The following is a 20,466-nucleotide window of genomic DNA, read 5'->3' as shown; positions in this document are numbered from 1 at the left end:
TTTTTCCATATCACCGTCACTCATGACAAGGGGTGTACCACCACGATGAGGAAGACCAACGCCCTGGCGTTCGCCGCGCTGGGTACCGTGCTGACCATGGGGCTTGCCGCCTGCGGCGGTACGGCCGGTGGCGGTGGCAACACGTCCTCCGGGAACAAGGCCACCGACGGCGCCGCCGCCTCGACCGCCAAGTACAACGACGCCTACACCAAGGTCGTCAACCCCTCCGACGCCAAGGGCGGCACGCTCAAGTTCGCGCTGACCAACGAGCCGGACTCCACGGATCCGGGCAACACCTACTACGCCTGGAACTGGAACTTCACGCGGCTGTACGCCCGTCCTCTGATGACCTACACCGCCCAGCCCGGTGAGGCGGGCCTGAAGCTGGTCCCCGACCTGGCGGAGTCCGCCGGTGAGGTCAGCGCCGATGGCAAGACCTGGACCTACAAGCTCAAAAAGGGCATCAAGTACGACGACGGCACCGAGGTCAAGGCCGCGGACATCAAGTACGCCGTCGCCCGCAGCAACTTCACCGACGAGCTGACCGACGGTCCGAAGTACTTCGCGCTGTACCTCGACGCGGGTGACTACAAGGGTCCCTACAAGGACAAGAACCTCGACGACTTCAAGGGCATCGAGACCCCCGACGACTACACCGTCGTCTTCAAGCTCAAGGCGCCGTTCTCCGAGTTCGACTTCCTGGTCTCCAACCCGCAGACCGCCCCGGTGCCGCAGGCCAAGGACACCGGTGTCGACTACGAGAAGGCCGTCGTCTCGACCGGCCCGTACAAGTTCGAGAGTTACGAGGTCGGCAAGCAGCTCAACCTCGTCAGGAACACGAACTGGGACCCGGCGACCGACACCACCCGCAAGCAGCTGCCGGACCGCATCGAGGTGCAGTACGGCCAGAACGGCGAGGACATCGACAACCGCCTGATCGCCGGGCAGATCCAGGTCGACCTGGCGGGCACCGGCATGCAGCCCGCGGGCCGCGCCAAGGTTGTCAGCGACCCCAAGCTGAAGGACTCGACGGACAACCCCTTCACGCCGTTCAACCGCTACGCGATGATGTCGACCAAGGTCAAGCCGTTCGACAACGTCGAGTGCCGCAAGGCCGTGCAGTACGCCACCGACAAGACCGCCACCCAGGCACCGTGGGGCGGCCCGCTCGGCGGTGAGATCGGCACCACCGCGATGACCCCGACCACCGTCGGCTACAAGCAGTTCGACCTCTACCCCAACGGCGCCGACCACAAGGGTGACCTGACCAAGGCCAAGGAGGCCCTGACGGCCTGTGGCCAGCCGAACGGCTTCGAGGCGAACCTCGCGGTCCGCGGTGACCGGACCAAGGAGGTCCAGGTCGCCGAGGCCCTGCAGGCCTCGCTCGCCCGGGTCGGCATCAAGCTGACCATCAAGAAGTACCCCTCGGGTGACTGGAGCGCGCAGTACGCCGGCAAGCCGGACTTCGTGCACAAGAACAACCTGGGCATCATGATCGCCGGCTGGGGCGCCGACTGGCCGTCCGGCTTCGGCTTCCTGTCGCAGATCGTCGACGGCCGCGCCATCAAGCCCTCCGGCAACTACAACCAGATGGAGCTGAACGACCCGGCGATCAACGAGCTGCTCGACAAGGGCATCCAGACTCCCGACGCCACCGCCCGCAACGAGATCTGGGCGCAGGTCGACCAGAAGGTCATGGAGTCGGCGGCGTTCATGTCGTTCGTCTACGAGAAGACCCTGATCTTCCGTCCCTCCAACCTGACCAACGTGTACGTGCACCCCGCCTGGGGGATGTACGACTACACCTGGCTGGGCGTCAAGCAGTAGTCCTTCTCTAGCTAGCCAAAGGCAGGTGAAGGCCTGACGGTGCCCGGGAGCGATCCTCCCGGGCACTCCGGCCGAACGATCGTGGTCGCATTCATCGTCCGCCGCGTGATCGCCGCCGTGCTGATGCTCGCCGTTGTCAGCATGGCCACCTTCGCGATCTTCTTCCTCATCCCGCGCGCCCTGGGGCAGACCCCCGAGGGCATGGCCTCGCGTTACGTGGGACGGGACGCCACACCCGAGGCGATTCAGGGAGCAGTCAAGCGGCTGCATCTGGACGATCCGCTCCTCGTGCAGTACGGACGGTTCGCCCAGGGCATCGTCGCCGGTCAGGATTACTCCCTCGGCCCCAAGAAGGCCGAGTGCCCCGCGCCCTGCTTCGGCTTCTCCTTCAACAACAACCAGCCGGTCTGGCCGACGCTTCTCGACCGCCTTCCCGCGACGCTCTCGCTCGCGATCGGCGCCGCGGTCCTCTGGCTCGTCACCGGCGTCAGCATCGGCGTCGTCTCCGCGCTGAGACGTGGCAGCGTGCTCGACAGGGCGGCCATGACGGTCGCGCTCGCGGGCGTCTCGCTGCCGATCTACTTCACCGGCCTGCTGTCCCTGTCGGTGTTCGCCTACACGCTCGGCATCTTCCCCGGCGGAGGCAGCTACACCCCCATCACGGAGAACCCCGTCATGTGGTTCCAGGCGCTCGTGCTGCCCTGGATCACCCTGGCGTTCCTCTACGCGGCCCTGTATGCCCGGCTCACCAGGGCGGGCATGCTGGAGACGATGGGTGAGGACTACATCCGCACGGCTCGCGCCAAGGGGCTCAGGGAGCGCACCGTCGTCACCAAGCACGCCCTGCGCGCCACGCTGACCCCGATCCTCACCATCTTCGGCCTCGACCTGGGCCTGCTGCTGGGCGGCGCGGTGCTCACCGAGAGCACCTTCTCCATCCAGGGCATCGGCAAGCTGGTCATCGACGCGATCCGCGGCAACGACCTGCCGGTGGTGCTGGGCGTGACCCTGTTCGCGGCCTTCTTCATCGTCCTGGCCAACCTCATCGTGGACATCCTGTACGCGGTGGTCGACCCGAGGGTGAGGCTCTCATGACGACTCCACCCGAGTCCTTCCTCGAGCTGCGCGATCTGCGCATCCACTTCCCGACCGAAGACGGCCTGGTCAAGTCCGTCGACGGACTGTCGTACAAGCTCGAGCGGGGCAAGACCCTCGGCATCGTGGGCGAGTCGGGCTCAGGCAAGAGCGTGACCAGCCTGGGCATCCTGGGCCTGCACAAGGGTGGCAGGGCGAAGATCTCCGGTGAGATCTGGCTCGACGGTGAGGAACTCGTCAGCGCCAGCGCCGACCACGTGCGGACGCTGCGCGGCAAGAAGATGGCGATGATCTTCCAGGATCCGCTGTCCGCGATGCATCCCTTCTACTCCGTCGGGGCCCAGATCGTCGAGGCCTACCGGATCCACCACAAGGTCAGCAAGGGCGTCGCCCGCAAGCACGCGATCGACATGCTCGGCCGGGTCGGCATCCCGCAGCCGGACAGGCGGGTCGACGACTACCCCCACCAGTTCTCCGGTGGCATGCGCCAGCGCGCGATGATCGCCATGGCGCTCTCCTGCGACCCCGAGCTGCTGATCGCCGACGAGCCGACCACGGCCCTCGACGTGACCGTCCAGGCGCAGATCCTGGACCTCATGACCGACCTGCAGCGCGAGTTCAACTCCGCGCTGATCATCATCACCCACGACCTCGGCGTCGTGGCCGAGCTGTCGGACGACATCCTGGTGATGTACGGCGGCAAGTGCATCGAGTACGGCTCCGCAGAGGACATCTTCTACCGGCCCGAGCACCCCTACACCTGGGGTTTGCTGGGGTCGATGCCCCGCCTGGACCGTGAGCGGACCGAGCGGCTGCTCCCGATCAAGGGCACCCCGCCGTCCCTGATCAACGTGCCGTCCGGCTGCGCCTTCAACCCCCGGTGTGGCTTCGTGGGCCGTACCGAGGGGAAGTCCACCTCGGAGGTGCCCGAGCTGCTGGAGACCGAGGGCGGTCATCTGGTCCGCTGCCACATGCCTCGCACGGAGCGGCGGTCCATCTGGGACAACGAGATCAAGCCGATGATGGAGAGCACGTGAGCGAGCGTAGCCAGCGAGCCGGTGGGCGCACGGGATGCCCGCGAGTGACGGGGGAGGGCGCGTGACCTCGCAGGAAGACAAGGGCGCCGCCACCTCGGCCGAGCCCGAGGTGCTGCTGTCCGTCCAGGGGCTCCAGAAACACTTCCCGGTGACGAAGGGCCTGCTCCGCCGCCAGGTCGGCGCGGTCAAGGCCGTCGACGGGGTCAGCTTCGACGTCCGCAGGGGGGAGACGCTCGGCCTGGTCGGCGAGTCCGGCTGCGGCAAGAGCACCACCGGCAGGCTGATCACCCGGCTGCTTGAGCCGACGGGAGGAAAGATCCTCTTCGAGGGCCATGACATCACCCACATGTCGCAGCCGAGGATCCGCCCGCTCCGCCGCGACGTGCAGATGATCTTCCAGGACCCCTACTCCTCGCTCAACCCCCGGCACACGGTCGGCGCCATCGTCAGCGCGCCCTTCCGCATCCAGGGGATCAAGTCGGAGCAGGGCACGAAGAAGGCGGTCCAGGACATCCTGGAGCTGGTCGGCCTCAACCCGGAGCACTACAACCGCTACCCGCACGAGTTCTCCGGCGGCCAGCGCCAGCGCATCGGCATCGCCCGCACGCTCGCGCTCAAGCCCAAGCTGATCATCGCCGACGAGCCGGTCTCCGCGCTGGACGTGTCGATCCAGGCCCAGGTGGTCAACCTCCTCGAGGACCTGCAGAACGAGCTCGACCTGACCTACGTCATCGTCGCGCACGACCTGTCGGTCATCCGGCACATCAGCGACCGGGTCGCGGTCATGTACCTCGGCAAGATCGTCGAGCTGGCCGACCGCAAGTCCCTGTACGACTCGCCCATGCACCCGTACACCACCGCCCTCATGTCGGCGGTACCGGTGCCCGACCCGGCCCGCCGCAAGGACCGCGAGCGCATCCGGCTCCAGGGCGACGTGCCCAGCCCGCTCAACCCGCCTGCCGCCTGCCGCTTCCACACCCGGTGCTGGAAGGCCCAGGAGATCTGCAAGACGGTCGAGCCGCCGCTGCTTGAGCTGGCCCCCCGGCACCAGGTCGCCTGTCACTTCCCGGAGAACGCCCCGAACGCGGGCGAGACGAAGCCCGCGGAGACCGTTTCTGCCTGATCCGTCCCGCACCTCGTCTCGTACGGCCCGCCGGGCCGTACGAGACGAGTGTCTTCCCGCGGCCGTCGCCGGGGCGGTTCGCGGATCCCCGTCACATCGGGGCGGCCACCCGCTCTAGGGGATGGCGCCCGGGGTGATCAGGCCGGTCTCGTAGGCGAGGACCACGGCCTGGACACGGTCGCGCAGGCCGAGCTTGGTGAGCACGTTGCCGACGTGGGTCTTGACCGTCGTCTCGCTCACCACCAGCTCCGCGGCGATCTCCGCGTTCGACATGCCTCTGGCGATCAGCCGCAGCACCTCAAGCTCGCGCTCGGTGAGCCGGTCGAGGCGGGCGGGGGTCGACTGCTGGTACGCGGAGGGCAGGCGTGCCCCGAACTTGTCCAGCAGCCTGCGGGTGACGCTCGGCGCGACGATGGCGTCGCCCGCCGCGACCACCCGGATGGCCTGCACCAGTTCGTCGGGCGGGACGTCCTTCAGAAGGAAGCCGCTGGCCCCGGCGCGCAGCGCCTCCACGATGTACTCGTCAAGGTCGAAGGTCGTCAGCACCAGCACCTTGGGGACGTGCGCCCCGCCCGTCGCCTCGCGGACGATCCTGCGGGTCGCCTCGATGCCGTCGACGCCCGGCATCCGGATGTCCATCAGCACCACGTCGGGCAGCAGCGCGCGCGACTGGTCCTGGGCCGCCTTGCCGTCCCCGGCCTCGCCGACCACGGTGACGTCGGACTCTGCTTCCAGGATGAGACGGAAGCCGGTGCGCAGCAGTGGCTGGTCGTCCACCAGCAGCACTCTGATCGTCATCACACGTCCTTGAGAGGAAACCGGGCATTGACCTCGAATCCACCCTCTGGGCGCGGGCCGATCCTCAGGACTCCACCATAGAGGGCGACACGCTCGCGAATGCCGACCAGACCGTGACCGGTCCGATCACCCGCGCGGGCGCTGTCGAGCCCCTGGCCGTCGTCCTCGATCTGTACGGCCAGCTGGCCGTGCTCGTGCCGTACCGTCACCCAGGCACGCGCCAGAGGCCCTGCGTGCCGCAGGCTGTTGGTCAGCGCCTCCTGGACCAGCCGGTAGGCGGCGAGGTCGACGCCGGGGGGCAGTCCCCTCGCCTCTCCCTCGATCCACAGCTGCGTTCGCAGGCCCGCCTCGCGCATCTGCTCGACCAGTGTGGGGATCTCCCCGACTCCCGGCTGCGGGTTCCGTTCCGCGGGCGCGGCGTCGGTCCTGAGCACGCCCACGATGTTGCGCATCTCCGCCATCGCCGTCCTGCCCGTTTCCTCGATCGCCGACAGCGCCTCCCTGGCCCCTTCGGGGTTGGTCGCCAGCACCCGGCGTGCCGCAGAGGCCTGGACGGTCATCACGCTCACATGGTGGGCGACCACGTCGTGCAGTTCCCTGGCGATGCGGGAACGCTCCTCGGCCCTGGCCGCCCGCGTGTCCGCCTCCCTGGCCCGCTCCGTGCGCTCGGCCCGGTCGCGCAGCTCCGCCAGGTAGGCCTCGCGAAGCCGGACGCTCCGGCCCGTGATCCACAGGGTGACGCTGAGGACGGCCAACGGCAGGTGGACGCCCCAGGCGCCGAGCCCGCCGCCCAGCGTCGCGGAGACGAGGTGGCAGGCGAAGCTCCAGGCCAGCGCGCACAGACTGAGCGCCAGGCCGCGGTGGGCGGCGACCGTGTAGACCAGCGTCAGCGTGGCGGGCCAGAGCGGCAGGCCGTCCAGGCCGAGCAAGGTGAGGACGACGCCCGCCAGGCAGACCAGGACCAGCAGGGGGAACGGCTTACTGCGGCGCAGCACCAGGGACAGGCAGCAGGCCACGACGAGGATGACGGCGAGGCCGTCCGGCACCCCGGGACGGGGCGGGTCGGCGCGCAGGAAAAGCACGGCGGCCGCCGCGAGCACTACCGCCAGGATCGCGTCGGGGACCAACGGGCGATCGTGGAGCCAGACCCGCAGGCCGCCGGGGGTGTTGCGCACACAATCAATTTAGGCGCCCAGCCCCTGCCGCCACCCTGCTGCGGGTGGATATCGCCCTCATACTCACGGATGACCGATCAGGAACGCGTGAGTTCCTGGAGAGTCCAGAGGGTTTTACGGCTCTTGGAAGGTGTCTTCCAAGGGGCGGCCGGGGACGCGCGCGGGCACGGACAGGCGGCAGGGCATGGGGGACACCGGGAGAGGGCGCGGGAGGGGCTGTGCGGGCCTCCAGGGCCAGGGCCGCTGGGCTTTCCGGGAGGCAGCCCCTCACCGGCCCCCGAGAGCCCCGTACGGGCAAGGAAGGGACGGGAAGGGGCCGCGGGCGTCCGCTCAGAGCTCGTCGGTCGCGGCCCTGGGCGCGCGCCTCGTGCTGCGCACGGTGTCGCCGGGCTGTCGTTCGGGCAGCGGCGGGGGAGTGCCGCCGAACTGCGGGCACAGCTCCTGGTAGTGGCACCAGTCACACAGACGGCTGGGCCTCGGCGGCCACTCACCGGTCTCCATCGCCCGCTCGATGGCGGTCCACAGCGCCCGCACCTTGCGCTCTGTGGCGCGCAGATCCGCCTCGTCCGGGGCGTAGCGCAGGACCTCACCGCCACCCCCCAGGTACATCAGCTGCAGCAGGCGCGGGATCGAACCGTGCAGCCGCCACAGCGTCAGCGCGTAGAACTTCATCTGGAACAGCGCCTTGGCCTCGAAGGCGGGGCCGGGCGCGCTGCCCGTCTTGTAGTCGACGACCCGCACCTCGCCGGTCGGCGCCACGTCGAGCCGGTCGATGTAGCCGCGCAGCATCAGGCCGTTGTCCAGCACCGCCTCCACATAGAGCTCCCGCTCCGCGGGCTCGAGGCAGGTGGGGTCCTCCAGTGTGAAGTAGCGTTCCAGCATGGCGCCCGCCTGGGCGAGCCACTCGGCCCGCTCGGCCTCGTCGGCGAACATGTCGCCGTAGGCGGGTTCCTGGGTCAGCAACCTGCGCCACTGCGGCTCGAGCAGCTCCAGAGCCGCGGCCGAGGTGCGCGCGGGGGCAGGAAGGTCGTAGAGGCGCTCCAGCACCGAGTGGACCATCGTGCCGCGCACCGCGGCGGGTGACGGCGGCTCCGGCAGCCGATCGATCACCCGGAAGCGGTAGAGCAGCGGGCACGTCATGAAGTCACCGGCGCGGGACGGCGACAGGGCTCCGATGATCGTGGGCTCGGTCAGTGACATGTCCGCACTGTAGGTCACTGAGGCGACAGTTCGGGACGGCAGTTTGGGGCCGAGGTTGGCATCGGGACGTCTGCGGGGGGCCCGATGGCGCGTAGCATCGAGGCCTGAAGGCGAAGTGAGCGAGGAATGGTGAGCCAGCGGTGAGCAGCGAGAGCCCGCGCCAGGACAACCCAGGACTGCGGATGGGGCGGCCGTTCGGCATTCCCGTCTACGTCTCGCCGACCTGGTTCATCGTGGCGGCGTTCATCACCTTCACCTTCCAGGAGTCGGTGAGCATCCGGCTGCCCGGGCTGAACATCCCGATGACCTATGTCGTCGCCTTCGTCTTCGCGGTGCTGCTGTACGTCTCGGTGCTCCTGCACGAGCTGGCCCACTGCGTGGTCGCCAGGATGTACGGCCTGCCCGTCCGTCGCATCACCCTCTACCTGCTCGGCGGCGTCTCCGAGATCGAGCGCGAGCCGGAGACCCCCAGCAGGGAGTTCATGGTCGCCTTCGCCGGCCCCCTGCTCTCCCTCGGCCTGGCGGGCGTCGGGTTCTTCGCCTACCGGGTCATCGACCCGAACACCATCCTCGGCGTCCTCACCTTCCAGCTGTGGCTGGCCAACCTGATCGTCGGGGTGTTCAACCTGCTACCGGGGCTGCCGCTCGACGGCGGGCGCATGCTGCGCGCGGGCGTGTGGAAGGCGACCAGGAACGCGGGCTCCGGCACCGTGGCCGCGGCCTGGGTCGGCCGGGTGCTCGCCGTCGGCCTGGTCGCGGTGCCCGTCGGCCTCGCGCTGGTCAGCGGGCAGGCACCGAGTCCGAGCATGCTCGTCTGGTCCATCCTGCTGGCCTCCTTCATCTGGCTCGGCGCGACCCAGTCGCTGCGCGGTGCCCGGGTGCGGGCCCGCATCCCGCAGGTCAACGCCCGTGCCCTGGCCAGACGCGCCATCCCGGTCACCGGTGACGTGCCGCTCGCCGAGGCGCTGCGCCGGGCCGCGGAGGCCCAGGCGGGGGCAATGGTCGTGGTCGACCACGAGGGCCGTCCCACCGGGATCGTCAACGAGGTCGCGGTCGAGGCGACCCCGGAGAACCGCCGCCCCTGGGTGACGGCGGGCTCCCTGGCACGCAACCTCGAACCGTCGCTGGTGCTGGCCGCCGACCTGTCGGGGGAGGCCCTGATCGACGCCATGCGCGAGGCGCCCGCCGGGGAGTACCTCCTGGTCGAGCGCGGCGGTGAGATCTTCGGGGTGCTGGCGACCGCCGACGTGAACCGGGTGTTCAGCGGAGTTTAGGCGAACCACGGGGCCTCTTTGGACGTCTGACTGGGTGCGTGTCCGTACGGCACGGCGGTCCGGAGACGATCCGACGGTCCGCCCTCTCGTTTTCGGCGCGCACCAGGACTAGTGTTCTGGCCAACTGAACCGGTTGGCCATGTAGCTAAGGGACGCAGAATTGGCACCCCCCCACACGCCGGCCCCCGCCGGTGACCTCACCCAGGAGCTGCTCGGCACGCCCGAATGGAGCGACCAGATGGTCGCCGCCGCGGGGATCCCCATGTACGACATCCCGTTCCTCACGGTCGGTGGCGGCATGGGCTCTTTCGTGACGCTGGACTACCTGCGGATCTACGGTGTCCCCACCTCCCAGATGCGGGTGATCTCCAACATCGACACCCCGTGGCAGACCTACGAGTTCCTCACCAGGTGCTCGCAGATCCCCCGCGGCGAGCGGATCCGCTCCGACTCGGCCTCCCGGCCCGACAACATCTGGGGCTTCCCCTCGTACGGCCTGCAGGAGACCTGGAAGGACAAGACCCCGGCCTACCTGTGGCAGCTCCTGACGGAGCCGCTGCTGAACGACTACTGGACGCCGCGCGCGGGCACGGTCTTCGAGAGCCTCGAACGCGAGGCCAAGCGCATCGGCTACTGGGACATGCTGGTCAAGGGCCAGGTCCGGATGGTCCGCCGCAGGGCGGGCGGCGGTTACTTCACCGTCGTCACCCCGCCGGAGGGGGCCGTGCCGACCAAGCGCATCATCTTCCGCTCGCGCTTCGTGCACCTCGCCATCGGTTACCCGGGCCTGAAGTTCCTGCCGGACCTGCAGGAGTTCCGCACGCAGCACGACGACTACCAGCACGTCGTGAACGCCTACGAGCCGCACGAGCAGGTCTATGAGTTCCTCAAGACCCGTCCGGGCACGGTCGTCATCCGGGGTGGCGGCATCGTCGCCTCCCGCGTGCTGCAGCGCCTGTTCGACGACCGGAAGAAGTACGGCCTGCAGACCCAGATCGTGCACATCTTCCGCACCTTCGTCACCGGCTCGCACGGCCCGCACATCTGGGCCCGCCGCAAGGGCGGGGACGGCTGGGCCTACCAGGGCTTCAACTATCCCAAGTCGGTGTGGGGCGGCCAGCTGAAGGCGCAGATGCGCAAGCTGGAAGGCGCGCAGCGTGCCGCGAAGTACAAGGAGATGGGCGGCACCAACACCCCCTACCGCAGGCACTGGCAGGAGCAGATGCGCGCCGGTCGCAGCGGTGGCTACTACCACCCCGTGCAGGGCACCGTCGACCGGGTCGAACGTTCCAAGGACGGGCGGCTGGTCAGCTACGTGCGCAGCAGCGACGGCATCGTCCGCGAACCGGTCTCCGACTACATCATCGACTGCACCGGGCTCGAGGCGGACATCTCCGAGCACCGGATCTTCGCGGACCTGCTCCAGCACAGCGGCGCCTTCCGCAACCCGGTCGGCAGGCTTGAGGTCGAGCGGCACTTCGAGGTGAAGGGCACGGCCAGTGGTGACGGGGCCCTCTACGCCTCGGGATCCGCCACGCTCGGCGGCTACTTCCCCGGGGTCGACACCTTCCTCGGACTGCAGGTCGCGGCCCAGGAGATCGCCGACAACCTCGCCAGGCGAGGGTTCGTCAAGAAGATGGGGCCGCTGCGGTCGACGTCGCAGTGGTTCAAGTGGGCTTTCAACACGTCGTTGTGAGCGGCCGTACGTCGTTGTAAGGAGAGTAGTTCCCCCGTGGTTCCGACCTTGCTCGGGCGCGTACAGACGCGCCTTTTCCTGCTCGCCACCGTGGGCGTGATCGTCACGCTGCTGATCGTCCCGGTGCTGCCAGGCTCCTCAGAGGGTCTCGGCGGCCGCTACGTCAACGGGCTGCTGGTCTTGCTGGCGGTGGCCGTGCTGGGAGTCGTCTGGGAGCTGGTCTATCACTTCCTCATGCAGTTTCGGTGGGAGAAGGACTGGCCGACGCTGTTTGGTTTGCTGACACTCGTTCCTGAAGGCCTTCTGCTGTACTTTTTGCTACGGTCCGGTGCGGTTGGTTTCATTGACCCTGTCCCACCTGCCGCGTTCTGGATGCATTTCACCGTCGTCTGGATCTGCGTGTGGCTGGTGGCGAACGGGCCGATGCGGGTGCCGTTCATCCGGTGGCGTTTTCGGGGAGGGAGAGTTCTGTGACCGACGAGGGCTTCGGAGCGGTGCGTCCGCTTCCGGGCAACGGGCTGGTCGCCCACGTGGGCGGCCTGCTGCTGGTGTGCGACGCGGCCGAGGCGGTCGTCGAGGACCTGCTGGGCGCGCTCAGGGAGACCGCCGCCTCCGGCGGGGACGGCCGCGCGCTGGCTCGTCGCGTCGCCCAGGTGCTGGCGGTCATGATGGGCGAGCCCGTGGCGTGCGCCGTCGCCGGTCCGGTGTCCTCAGGAGTGGCCGTGCTGGTCAGCGGCCCGGCGTTCGCCTCGGTCACCGGTTCCGGCGGCGAGGTCCAGCTCGCCGGGCGTGACGCGCTCACCTGGTCCGACCGGCTGGTGCCCGGCCCGGTCACCCGGGTCGAGCTGCGCCTTCCCGAGGCGGGGCAGGCGCACCCGTTCGCCCGGCTGGACAGTGGTGTGGTCATCGGCGGCGGCGTCGTGTGCGCCCCGGCGGAGGCCGGGGCGGAGCCCAGGCAGGCCTGGCGCCCGGAGCCCGTTGCCGAGTCCAGGGCCGAGTCCAGGGCTGAGGCCGTCCCCCAGGCCGTTCGTCAGCCGGTCGCCCAGGCGGAGCCCGTCCCGCCGACGCCCGAGTGGTCGTCGCAGCCCGCCGAGGCCGTCCTCCCCCCTGTCTCCTCGCCTGTCTCCTCGCCCTCCGAGTGGTCGGACCCCGAGTGGTCGGCCCCCGCACCCGTCTCGGCGCACCCCGAGTGGTCCGCGCCGCCGGTGGAGAGCGCCCCGCCCGCCCCCTACCCGATGGGGCCTCCCGACCACTACGCCGCGTCCTCGTCGGCCCCGCCGACGCCGCAGCCCGCCCTCCCCCAGCCCCAGGCGTGGCACTCTGAGCCCGTGCCCGGGCTCCCGCTGCAGGGACCGGCGCAGGGGCACGTCCCCCCGATGATCCAGCACGAGGACGTCGAGCCCGCCAGGCCCGGCGCTCCAGGGGGAGACTCTCCCGACGTCCGCGACCAGCCTTTCGAGTACGAGCTGCTGACTCCGGGCGCCTCCCAGGGCGGGGCGGAGGTCTCGGCGCCGCTGCCGGGGCAGGCGGACCCGCAGCCCGAGTCACGGCCGCTCGTCTACGGGGTCGACTGCAAGAACGACCACTTCAACGACCCGCGCGTGCCGTACTGCGCGGTCTGCGGCATCGCGCTGGTCCAGCGGACACTCGTTCCCTACAAGGGGCCGCGCCCGCCGCTGGGCGTGCTCCTCCTCGACGACGGCATGACGCTCCGCCTCGACACCGACTACCTGGTCGGCCGTGACCCCGAGCGGGCCCCGGAGGTCGCCGACGGCTCGGTCCGCCCGGCGAAGGTCACCAGCCCCGACGGCTCGGTCTCCCGCCGCCACCTGCGGGTCGCGCTGGACGGCTGGGACGTCAACCTGGTCGACCTGGGCTCGGTCAACGGCACCCAGATTCAGCCGCCGGGCGACCCCAACTTCTACGACATCCCGCCGAACGAGCCGGTCGCGATCCTGCCCGGCACGACCGTGCGGATCGGCGTCTCCCGCACGATGCGCTACGAGTCGCACCGTAACCGCTAGCAAGACGGCCCATCCACCGCACCGGCACGTGAGCGGGCACCGGGGCGGTGGCCCGGCTCACCCCTGCGGGGCGGCCACGGGATCCGGTTCCGCCGGCTCCCGGCCCCGCGAGAGCGTGGCACGCAGCGCAGAGACCGCCGCCGCCCAGTCGACGGGATCGGCGTCCTGCTCCGCGCGGACCAGCAGATGCACGCCTCTGGCAGTGTCCCCGCCTGTGTCACCGCCCGTGTCCGGGGCGACGACCAGCGCCGTCTCGGGAACCGCCTCAGAGGTGGCGGCGACCCCGAGCTTGACCAGCCGCCTCGCCAGGGCGGCGGCCCTACTGCCGCCCGCGACGATCAGGGGGCGGCCGCCCGTGAGGGCGAGGGTGAGCGCCACCCGGGCGGCGGCCTCGTCCCCCGGGTCGTGACGCACCGCGACCGGTCCCGCGGGGAGCCCGAGCGGCAGGCCGGGGGAGCCGGGCGACAAGACCGTCACCACGGGACAGACGGTCGCGTCGCGGATCCCGGCGTAGCCGGGGGTTCCCGACGGCAGCACCACGAGATCCGGGGCCGCCCCGGCGACCAACTCGGGCAGCTCGGTGCCGACGGCGGCGCTGAACCGGCTCACCACCCTGACCTCGGGACCGTGCGCGCGGACGACGCCCGCGAGGGACTCCAGCTCCTGGAGGGTCTCGGCCAGCTCGGCGAGCTCGGACGACAGACCGGCTCCGAGCTCGAGGCGCTCGTCCGGGTAGGGCCGCAGGTGCGCAAGGATCACCTCGGAGGAGGACCCGGCCCCAGCCAAGGCGGCGGCGAGCTCCGCCAGCCGGGCTTGCTCACCGGGAGGGCCGGGGACGACGACCAGCACGCGGTAGGCGGCGGTCACGCCGAGGGCGGCGCGCTCGGCCTCGGCGATGTCGCGTGCCACCCGCCGGTCGGGGTAGATCCTCCGCAGCAGCGGTCCCGTCATCGCCGTGGTGAGCAGCGCCATCACCACCATCAGCGAGTACAGCTCGTCGTCGAGCACGCCCTTCTGCAGGCCGACGCTGAGGATGACGATCTCGGTCAGGCCTCGGGTGTTGAGCAGCGTGGCGATCGCCCACGCCTGCCGGCCGGGCAGCTGCGTCCGCGCCGCGGCGTACGAGCCGAGCAGCTTGCCGCCGATCGCCACCGCCAGGATCGCGGCCAGCGTCCCCAGGCTGGACAGGTCCAGCGCGCGGAGGTTGACGTTGAGCCCCGCGACCACGAAGAACATCGGCAGCAGCAGGAGCACGGCGAGCTGTTCGAGGCGTTCCAGGATCTCGTGGTTGAGCCGCTCCGCGCCCTCGCGGGGCATCACGGCGCCGAAGACGAACGCCCCGAAGATGAAGTGCACGTGCATCCACTCGGTGGCCCAGGAGGAGACGATGAGGCCGATGAGCACCAGCGACAGCAGCCCGGGGGTCAGCCTGCCCGCCTTCTCATAGGCGGGTACGAGACGGGCCAGCAGCGGCCGGACCACCAGGAACATCAGCAGCCCGTATGGCACGGCCAACATGACCTTCCACTGCCCTTCGCCTTCACCGGCGCCCGCGATGCCGATCACCACGGCCAGCGCTGTCCAGGCGAGCACGTCGATGACCGCGGCGGAGGCCAGCGAGAGGCCGCCGAGCGTGATGCGCTGCATCCCCCGGTCGGTGAGGACACGGGCTAGCACGGGGAACGCGGTCGCCGCCATCGCCGCACCCATGAACAGCACGAACGGCAGCGTCTTCGCACCGCCGACGTGGTCGCCCGCGATGCCGAGCGCCAGCGCGCAGCCCAGCGCGAACGGCACGAGCGTCGAGCCGAGCGCCACGGTCACCGCGATCTTGCCCTTGCCCCTGACCAGTTTCTGGTCGAGCTCCATGCCGACGACGAACATGAACAGCACGAGCCCGACGTCGGCCAGAGCCTGCAGCGGGGGCCGCATCTCGGCCCCGAACAGCCGCTCGCCGATGATCGGGCCGAGCAGGGTCGGGCCGAGCAGGATGCCGGCCACGATCTCGCCGACGACCGCAGGCTGGCCGAGCCGCTTCGCGGCGGCTCCGAGTAGTCGCGCCGCGATGAGGACGATCACGAGGTCGAGCAGCAGCAGATCGACGTGGAGCACTGGGGACACGCTTCCCGTAAGTAATGAAAAGCCCCGAGAATGACCAAGGCGACGTTACCGTCTGCGGGATGTCACCGCGAGTGTCGCACAGTGCGTTGAGGGGAGTTGTTGGTGGAAGGCATCGCCGACTACGAGTTCGTCCGCCCGCTCGGGGCGGGTAACCATGGCGAGTTCTATCTGGCGAGGAGGCCGCGGCGGCTGCCGGTCGAGGCGGAGCTGGTGGCGGTGAAGGTGGTCGGGGGCACCGGGACCGACGCCTTCCGGCGGGCGACCAGGGAGTTGAAGGCCTTCGCGGCGGTGCGCTCGCCGTACCTCGTGACGCTCTACGACGCCGGGCAGCAGGGCGGGGTTTTCTACTACTCGATGGAGTACCTCCCCGGTGGTTCCCTGAGACTGCCCGCCGAGCCTCCGTCGCGGGAGCGGATCCTGCGCTCGATCGCGTGCGTGGCCCACGCCGCCCAGGCGCTGCACGAGGAGGGCATCGTGCACCGTGACATCCGGCCCGGCAACGTGCTGCTCACCGAGACCGGGGGCAAGCTTTCCGATCTGGGGTTGTCGCAGGTGCTGATGCCGGGCGCGACGGTGACCGGGATGGGCGACATCGGCTCGGTCGAGTTCACCGACCCCGCGCTGCTGCAGGGGGAACGGCCGTCCCCCGCGGGGGATGTGTGGTCGCTGGGCGCGACGCTGCACTGGGCGGTGACCCGCACCGGCCTGTACGGCGAGCTGCCCGTCCACGACCCGCTGCTGACCCTGCGCAAGGTCTACGCCACACAGCCGTCGGTCAACGGCGACCTGGAGCCCGAGCTGGCGGAGCTCGTCCAGGCCTGCATCGGGGACGTGGCCAAGCGTCCGACCGCCAGAGGGGTCGCCGACCGCCTCTACGCGCTGCTCGCCTGAGGCCGTCAGGCTCCCGTGCGCCCCCGCCGCAGCCGGTACCACCGCAGGTCGTCCAGGCGGGTGCCGCCCGGGCCCGGCAGTAGGCCGTGGACGAGACCTTCCCTGGTGAAGCCCGCGCGCTCGAGCACCCGGTGCGAGGCGAGGTTGGCGGGGGAGGTGCCCGCGACGACCCTGGACAGGGCGGTGTGCTCGAAGGCCCATTCCACCAGCAGGTTCACCGCCCTGGTCATGAAACCCCTGCCACGGAACCCGGGCAGCATGCTGTAGCCCGTCATCGCCTGGCCCAGCAGGGGCACGATGGAGGTGAGCTGGATGTGCCCGGCGAAGGCGCCCGTCCCGGCGTCCCTGATGGTCATCTCGGCCCGCTCGCCGGCCAGCCAGTGCGCGCCCGTCTCCCGGCACAGGCGCTCGGCCCTCACCAGGTCCGGCCCCTCAGGGGGGACGCTGTAGCGCACCACGTCGGGCAGGTTCTCGAGCATGTGGTAGTCGTGCGTGTCCTCGGGGCCGAGTGGCACCAGCCGTACCACTCCGTCGGACAGCGAGCCGCCGGGGAAGGAGGGCAGGAAGGGCCGTAGGCGTTCCCCGGATTCGCCGTGCAGCCTGGCGAAGGCCACCAGGTCGCCCCGGGTGCCGTCCCTGAGGGCCTCGGCGGAGCGCCTGACGCCCTCGCGGTGGAAGCCCGCCGCCATCGCGACCCGCTGACTGGCCAGATTCTCCACGCTCGCCAGCAGTTCGAGGCGCCGCACGCCGAGGGCGAAGGCCCAGTCGGTCAGCGCCCTGGTGGCCGCCGTCGCGACCCCGCGCCCCTGCGCCCATGGCGCGACCAGGTATCCGATCTCGCCGTTGCCCCGCGCGTCGAGCGGCTTGAGCTCGATGTTCCCCATCCACTCGTCCGTCCCGGGGTCCGCGGCGGCGAACAGGGCACCGCCCGCCTCCCAGACCTGCTCGGCCGCTTTCAGGTAGGCGACCGCGTCGTCGCGTGTGTACGGCACCGGCAGCGCCGGTAGGAAGCGGTGGATCCGCGGATCCGCGCAGGCGCGAGCGATCGGCTCGATGTCCGCTGGGGTCGGCGGGCGCAGGATGACTTCCCTGGAAAGGATCACATCTCGTGGGAGCATCCTCAAGTGCTATCAGTTTCCCGCGAAAGCCGACCAATCATTTCCAGGTAGCCGCGGTCCCCGCCGGGACAGGGGGTGCGCCTGCCTCGGCCCGCTGGGACGGGACGGGCGGCGGCCGTGCGCCGATAACCTTGCGGGCATGGGTTTTCGCAGGCATGGGCCGTTTCAGGCCGGGGATCAGGTTCAGCTCACCGATCCCAAGAACAAGCGTCACACGGTGACGCTGAAGGAAGACGGGGTCTTTCACACGCACAAGGGCGGCATCCCGCACAGCGACCTGATAGGTCAGCCCGAGGGGTCGGTGGTGCGTTCGTCCGGCGGTACCCAGTATCTCGCGTTCAGACACCTGCTCCAGGACTACACGCTGTCCATGCCGCGTGGCGCCGCGGTCATCTATCCGAAGGACTCGGCGCAGATCGTCGGCATGGCCGACATCTTCCCCGGTGCGCGCGTTGTCGAGGCGGGCGTCGGCTCGGGCGCGCTCACCTGCTTCCTGCTGCGCGCCGTCGGCCTTGAGGGCAGGGTCACCTCCTACGAGCGGCGCGAGGACTTCGCCGAGGTCGCCACCAAGAACGTGGAGAAGTTCTACGGTGGTCCGATGGACCAGTGGCGCCTGGTCGTCGGCGACTTCGTGGACGCGCTCGACGAGACCGACGTCGACCGGATCATCCTGGACATGCTTGCTCCGTGGGAGTGCGTCGACGCCGCGGCCAAGGCCCTCACTCCAGGTGGTGTCATCTGCTGTTATGTGGCGACTACGACCCAGTTGTCCCGCACGGTGGAAACTCTCCGCGAACACGGGAGTTTCACCGAGCCTCATGCGTGGGAGACCCTGGTTCGCGACTGGCATGTCGAGGGCCTCGCCGTACGGCCCGACCATCGGATGGTCGGCCACACCGGGTTTCTCGTCACGGCACGTCGCATGGCGGACGGGGTGACGCCACCACCCCGTCGCAGGCGTCCGGCAAAGGGGGCATATGGCGAAGAGGCTGCGTCTTCCGCGTCTTCCACCACTTGATGACGATTCGGCCACGAGGGTGCGTCAGGGCGTGACGCGGGAACAGATTCCCGTGTTCTTATGCTCCATGGACTAAACGCACCATAAGGGATTATTCATTGCCTACTTAATGTAGTCATACGAGCACTGCTCGGCCAGGTAAGGGACAGCCCCCAGATGGGTAGGGTTTTGAGTAGTCGGTCTCGACTGGGAAGGAGGTGACGCCGTGGCAGCTCGCGACGACGCTGAGGCTCGAGCCGCGCAGCGCGAACGGGAGGTCGCTGACCTCACAACACAGGTCTCCTTCCTGCAGGAGGAGATCACCGCGCTACGTCGGAAGCTGACGGAGTCTCCCCGGCAGGCCAGGATCCTCGAAGAGCGTCTCCATGAAGTGCAGGCGAACCTCGCGGCCGTAACCGGCCAGAACGAGCGTCTGGTGGCCACCCTCAAGGAGGCCAGGGACCAGATCGTCGCGCTCAAGGAGGAGGTCGACCGGTTGGCGCAGCCGCCATCCGGCTTCGGCGTGTTCCTCGAGTCCAGGGAAGACAGCACGGTGGAGGTTTTCACCGGCGGTCGCAAACTTCGAGTGAACGTCAGTCCAGCAGTGGACGTCGAATCGCTGAAGCGTGGCCAGGAGGTCATGCTCAACGAGGCGCTCAACGTGGTCGAGGCCCTCGGATACGAGGAGCTCGGCGAGATCGTGATGCTCAAGGAGCTCCTTGAGGACGGCCAGCGCGCGCTGGTGATCTCGCACGCCGACGAGGAGCGGGTGGTGAGACTGGCCGAGTCACTGCTCGACCAGCCGATCCGGGCGGGCGACTCACTGCTGCTGGAGCCGCGCTCCGGCTACGTCTACGAGCGCATTCCCAAGTCCGAGGTCGAGGAGCTCGTTCTGGAGGAGGTGCCCGACATCTCCTACGAGGAGATCGGCGGGCTCATGCGGCAGATCGAGCAGATCCGGGACGCCATCGAGCTTCCCTACCTGCACGCCGACCTCTTCCGTGAGCACAAGCTCCGTCCCCCGAAGGGCGTGCTGCTGTACGGCCCGCCCGGTTGCGGCAAGACGCTGATCGCCAAGGCCGTCGCCAACTCCTTGGCCAAGCAGGTCGCGGAGAAGACCGGTCAGTCCGGCAAGAGCTTCTTCCTCAACATCAAGGGTCCCGAGCTTCTCAACAAGTACGTCGGTGAGACCGAGCGCCACATCCGCCTGGTCTTCCAGCGTGCGAGGGAGAAGGCGTCCGAGGGCACCCCGGTGATCGTGTTCTTCGACGAGATGGACTCGATCTTCCGGACCCGAGGCTCCGGCGTCTCCTCCGACGTCGAGAACACCATCGTTCCCCAGCTCCTGTCCGAGATCGACGGTGTCGAGGGCCTGGAGAACGTCATCGTGATCGGTGCCTCCAACCGCGAGGACATGATCGACCCGGCGATCCTGCGGCCCGGCCGCCTGGACGTCAAGATCAAGATCGAGCGGCCGGACGCCGAGGCGGCCAAGGACATCTTCTCGAAGTACCTCATCGAGGACCTTCCGCTTCACCCGGACGATCTCGCCGAGCACGGCGGCAGCCGTGGGGGGACCATCTCCGGCATGATCCAGCGGGTGGTCGAGCGGATGTACACCGAGAGCGAGGACAACCGCTTCCTCGAGGTGACCTACGCCAACGGCGACAAGGAGGTCCTGTACTTCAAGGACTTCAACTCCGGCGCGATGATCCAGAACATCGTGGACCGCGGCAAGAAGATGGCCATCAAGCAGTTCCTCGACTCCGGGCAGAAGGGCCTGCGGATCCAGCATCTGCTGGCCGCCTGCGTGGACGAGTTCTCCGAGAACGAGGACCTGCCCAACACCACCAACCCCGACGACTGGGCTCGCATCTCCGGCAAGAAGGGCGAGCGGATCGTCTACATCCGCACCCTCGTGACGGGCAAGCAGGGCACCGAGGCGGGCCGGTCCATCGACACGGTCGCCAACACCGGTCAGTACCTCTGACGGCACGACCGGACAACAGCGCGTCACCCGAACCCCGCTGCTGGTCTCCGTCGGCTCCTTCGCGCTCAACGCGGTCCTCAACCTTGTCTTCGTCCTGGGC

16 protein-coding genes are annotated in these 20,466 nt (G+C 69.3%); 11 read left to right on the top strand and 5 right to left on the bottom strand.

Features of this window, described 5'->3' with window-relative positions:
• The first annotated feature begins 45 nt into the window (after window positions 1–45).
• From AB0395_RS38100 to AB0395_RS38085, 4 genes are all read left to right on the top strand, one after another.
• On the top strand, window positions 46–1,827 hold the full coding sequence (locus AB0395_RS38100) for an ABC transporter substrate-binding protein (protein WP_366289801.1): 1,782 nt from the start codon (window positions 46–48) through the stop codon (window positions 1,825–1,827).
• A gap of 81 nt (window positions 1,828–1,908) precedes the next feature.
• On the top strand, window positions 1,909–2,922 hold the full coding sequence (locus AB0395_RS38095; protein ID WP_366289798.1) for an ABC transporter permease: 1,014 nt from the start codon (window positions 1,909–1,911) through the stop codon (window positions 2,920–2,922).
• Window positions 2,919–3,959, top strand: coding sequence for an ABC transporter ATP-binding protein (locus AB0395_RS38090; RefSeq protein ID WP_366289795.1), 1,041 nt, complete (start codon window positions 2,919–2,921; stop codon window positions 3,957–3,959). Before AB0395_RS38095 ends, AB0395_RS38090 begins: the two co-directional genes overlap by 4 nt.
• Window positions 3,960–4,020: 61 nt before the next feature.
• Complete coding sequence (locus AB0395_RS38085; protein ID WP_366289792.1) at window positions 4,021–5,082, top strand: dipeptide ABC transporter ATP-binding protein; 1,062 nt, start codon at window positions 4,021–4,023, stop codon at window positions 5,080–5,082.
• A 114-nt stretch (window positions 5,083–5,196) separates the two neighbouring features.
• On the opposite strand, the gene AB0395_RS38080 is transcribed toward AB0395_RS38085, so the two are convergent.
• The 3 genes from AB0395_RS38080 to AB0395_RS38070 all read right to left on the bottom strand — a co-directional run bounded on the left by AB0395_RS38080 (window position 5,197) and on the right by AB0395_RS38070 (window position 8,255).
• A complete protein-coding gene (locus AB0395_RS38080; RefSeq protein ID WP_366289789.1) occupies window positions 5,197–5,880 on the bottom strand; it encodes a response regulator transcription factor in 684 nt (227 codons plus the stop codon).
• Window positions 5,880–7,055, bottom strand: a complete 1,176-nt coding sequence (locus tag AB0395_RS38075; protein WP_366289786.1) for a sensor histidine kinase — start codon at window positions 7,053–7,055, stop codon at window positions 5,880–5,882. Before AB0395_RS38075 ends, AB0395_RS38080 begins: the two co-directional genes overlap by 1 nt.
• A gap of 330 nt (window positions 7,056–7,385) precedes the next feature.
• Window positions 7,386–8,255, bottom strand: coding sequence for a RecB family exonuclease (locus AB0395_RS38070; protein ID WP_366289783.1), 870 nt, complete (start codon window positions 8,253–8,255; stop codon window positions 7,386–7,388).
• A 182-nt stretch (window positions 8,256–8,437) separates the two neighbouring features.
• On the opposite strand from AB0395_RS38070, the gene AB0395_RS38065 reads away from it, so the two are divergent.
• The 4 genes from AB0395_RS38065 to AB0395_RS38050 all read left to right on the top strand — a co-directional run bounded on the left by AB0395_RS38065 (window position 8,438) and on the right by AB0395_RS38050 (window position 13,249).
• Window positions 8,438–9,529, top strand: coding sequence for a site-2 protease family protein (locus AB0395_RS38065; RefSeq protein ID WP_366289864.1), 1,092 nt, complete (start codon window positions 8,438–8,440; stop codon window positions 9,527–9,529).
• 160 nt (window positions 9,530–9,689) lie between these two features.
• Window positions 9,690–11,225 carry a hypothetical protein gene (locus AB0395_RS38060; RefSeq protein WP_366289780.1) on the top strand — a complete coding sequence of 512 codons (1,536 nt, stop codon included), beginning with the start codon at window positions 9,690–9,692 and terminating at the stop codon, window positions 11,223–11,225.
• Between the two features lie 36 nt (window positions 11,226–11,261).
• Window positions 11,262–11,699 carry a hypothetical protein gene (locus tag AB0395_RS38055; RefSeq protein ID WP_366289777.1) on the top strand — a complete coding sequence of 146 codons (438 nt, stop codon included), beginning with the start codon at window positions 11,262–11,264 and terminating at the stop codon, window positions 11,697–11,699.
• Window positions 11,696–13,249: an FHA domain-containing protein gene (locus tag AB0395_RS38050; RefSeq protein ID WP_366289774.1), complete on the top strand. Its 1,554-nt coding sequence runs from the start codon at window positions 11,696–11,698 to the stop codon at window positions 13,247–13,249. The genes AB0395_RS38055 and AB0395_RS38050 overlap by 4 nt, the downstream gene beginning before the upstream one ends.
• Window positions 13,250–13,306: 57 nt before the next feature.
• Here the strand turns inward: AB0395_RS38050 and AB0395_RS38045 are convergent, their stop codons facing one another.
• Window positions 13,307–15,361: a cation:proton antiporter gene (locus tag AB0395_RS38045; protein WP_366289771.1), complete on the bottom strand. Its 2,055-nt coding sequence runs from the start codon at window positions 15,359–15,361 to the stop codon at window positions 13,307–13,309.
• 111 nt (window positions 15,362–15,472) lie between these two features.
• On the opposite strand from AB0395_RS38045, the gene AB0395_RS38040 reads away from it, so the two are divergent.
• Window positions 15,473–16,261, top strand: a complete 789-nt coding sequence (locus AB0395_RS38040) for a serine/threonine-protein kinase (RefSeq protein ID WP_366289768.1) — start codon at window positions 15,473–15,475, stop codon at window positions 16,259–16,261.
• A 5-nt stretch (window positions 16,262–16,266) separates the two neighbouring features.
• Here AB0395_RS38040 and AB0395_RS38035 read toward each other — a convergent pair whose 3' ends face one another.
• Window positions 16,267–17,379, bottom strand: a complete 1,113-nt coding sequence (locus AB0395_RS38035; RefSeq protein WP_366289765.1) for a GNAT family N-acetyltransferase — start codon at window positions 17,377–17,379, stop codon at window positions 16,267–16,269.
• A 139-nt stretch (window positions 17,380–17,518) separates the two neighbouring features.
• Between AB0395_RS38035 and AB0395_RS38030 the strand changes: the two genes are divergently transcribed.
• Together AB0395_RS38030 and arc are read left to right on the top strand one after the other, a co-directional pair.
• Window positions 17,519–18,397 (top strand): tRNA (adenine-N1)-methyltransferase, encoded by an 879-nt coding sequence (locus AB0395_RS38030; protein WP_366289762.1) that lies wholly within the window; start codon window positions 17,519–17,521, stop codon window positions 18,395–18,397.
• 205 nt (window positions 18,398–18,602) lie between these two features.
• Window positions 18,603–20,366: a proteasome ATPase gene (arc, locus tag AB0395_RS38025; RefSeq protein ID WP_366289759.1), complete on the top strand. Its 1,764-nt coding sequence runs from the start codon at window positions 18,603–18,605 to the stop codon at window positions 20,364–20,366.
• Window positions 20,367–20,466: the final 100 nt, after the last annotated feature.

The sequence above is a fragment of the Streptosporangium sp. NPDC051023 genome (genome assembly GCF_040689595.1).
Taxonomy (GTDB): Bacteria; Actinomycetota; Actinomycetes; order Streptosporangiales; family Streptosporangiaceae; genus Streptosporangium.
Note: the sequence above shows the minus strand (reverse complement) of the source record. Positions and strands in the feature narration are given on the sequence as shown.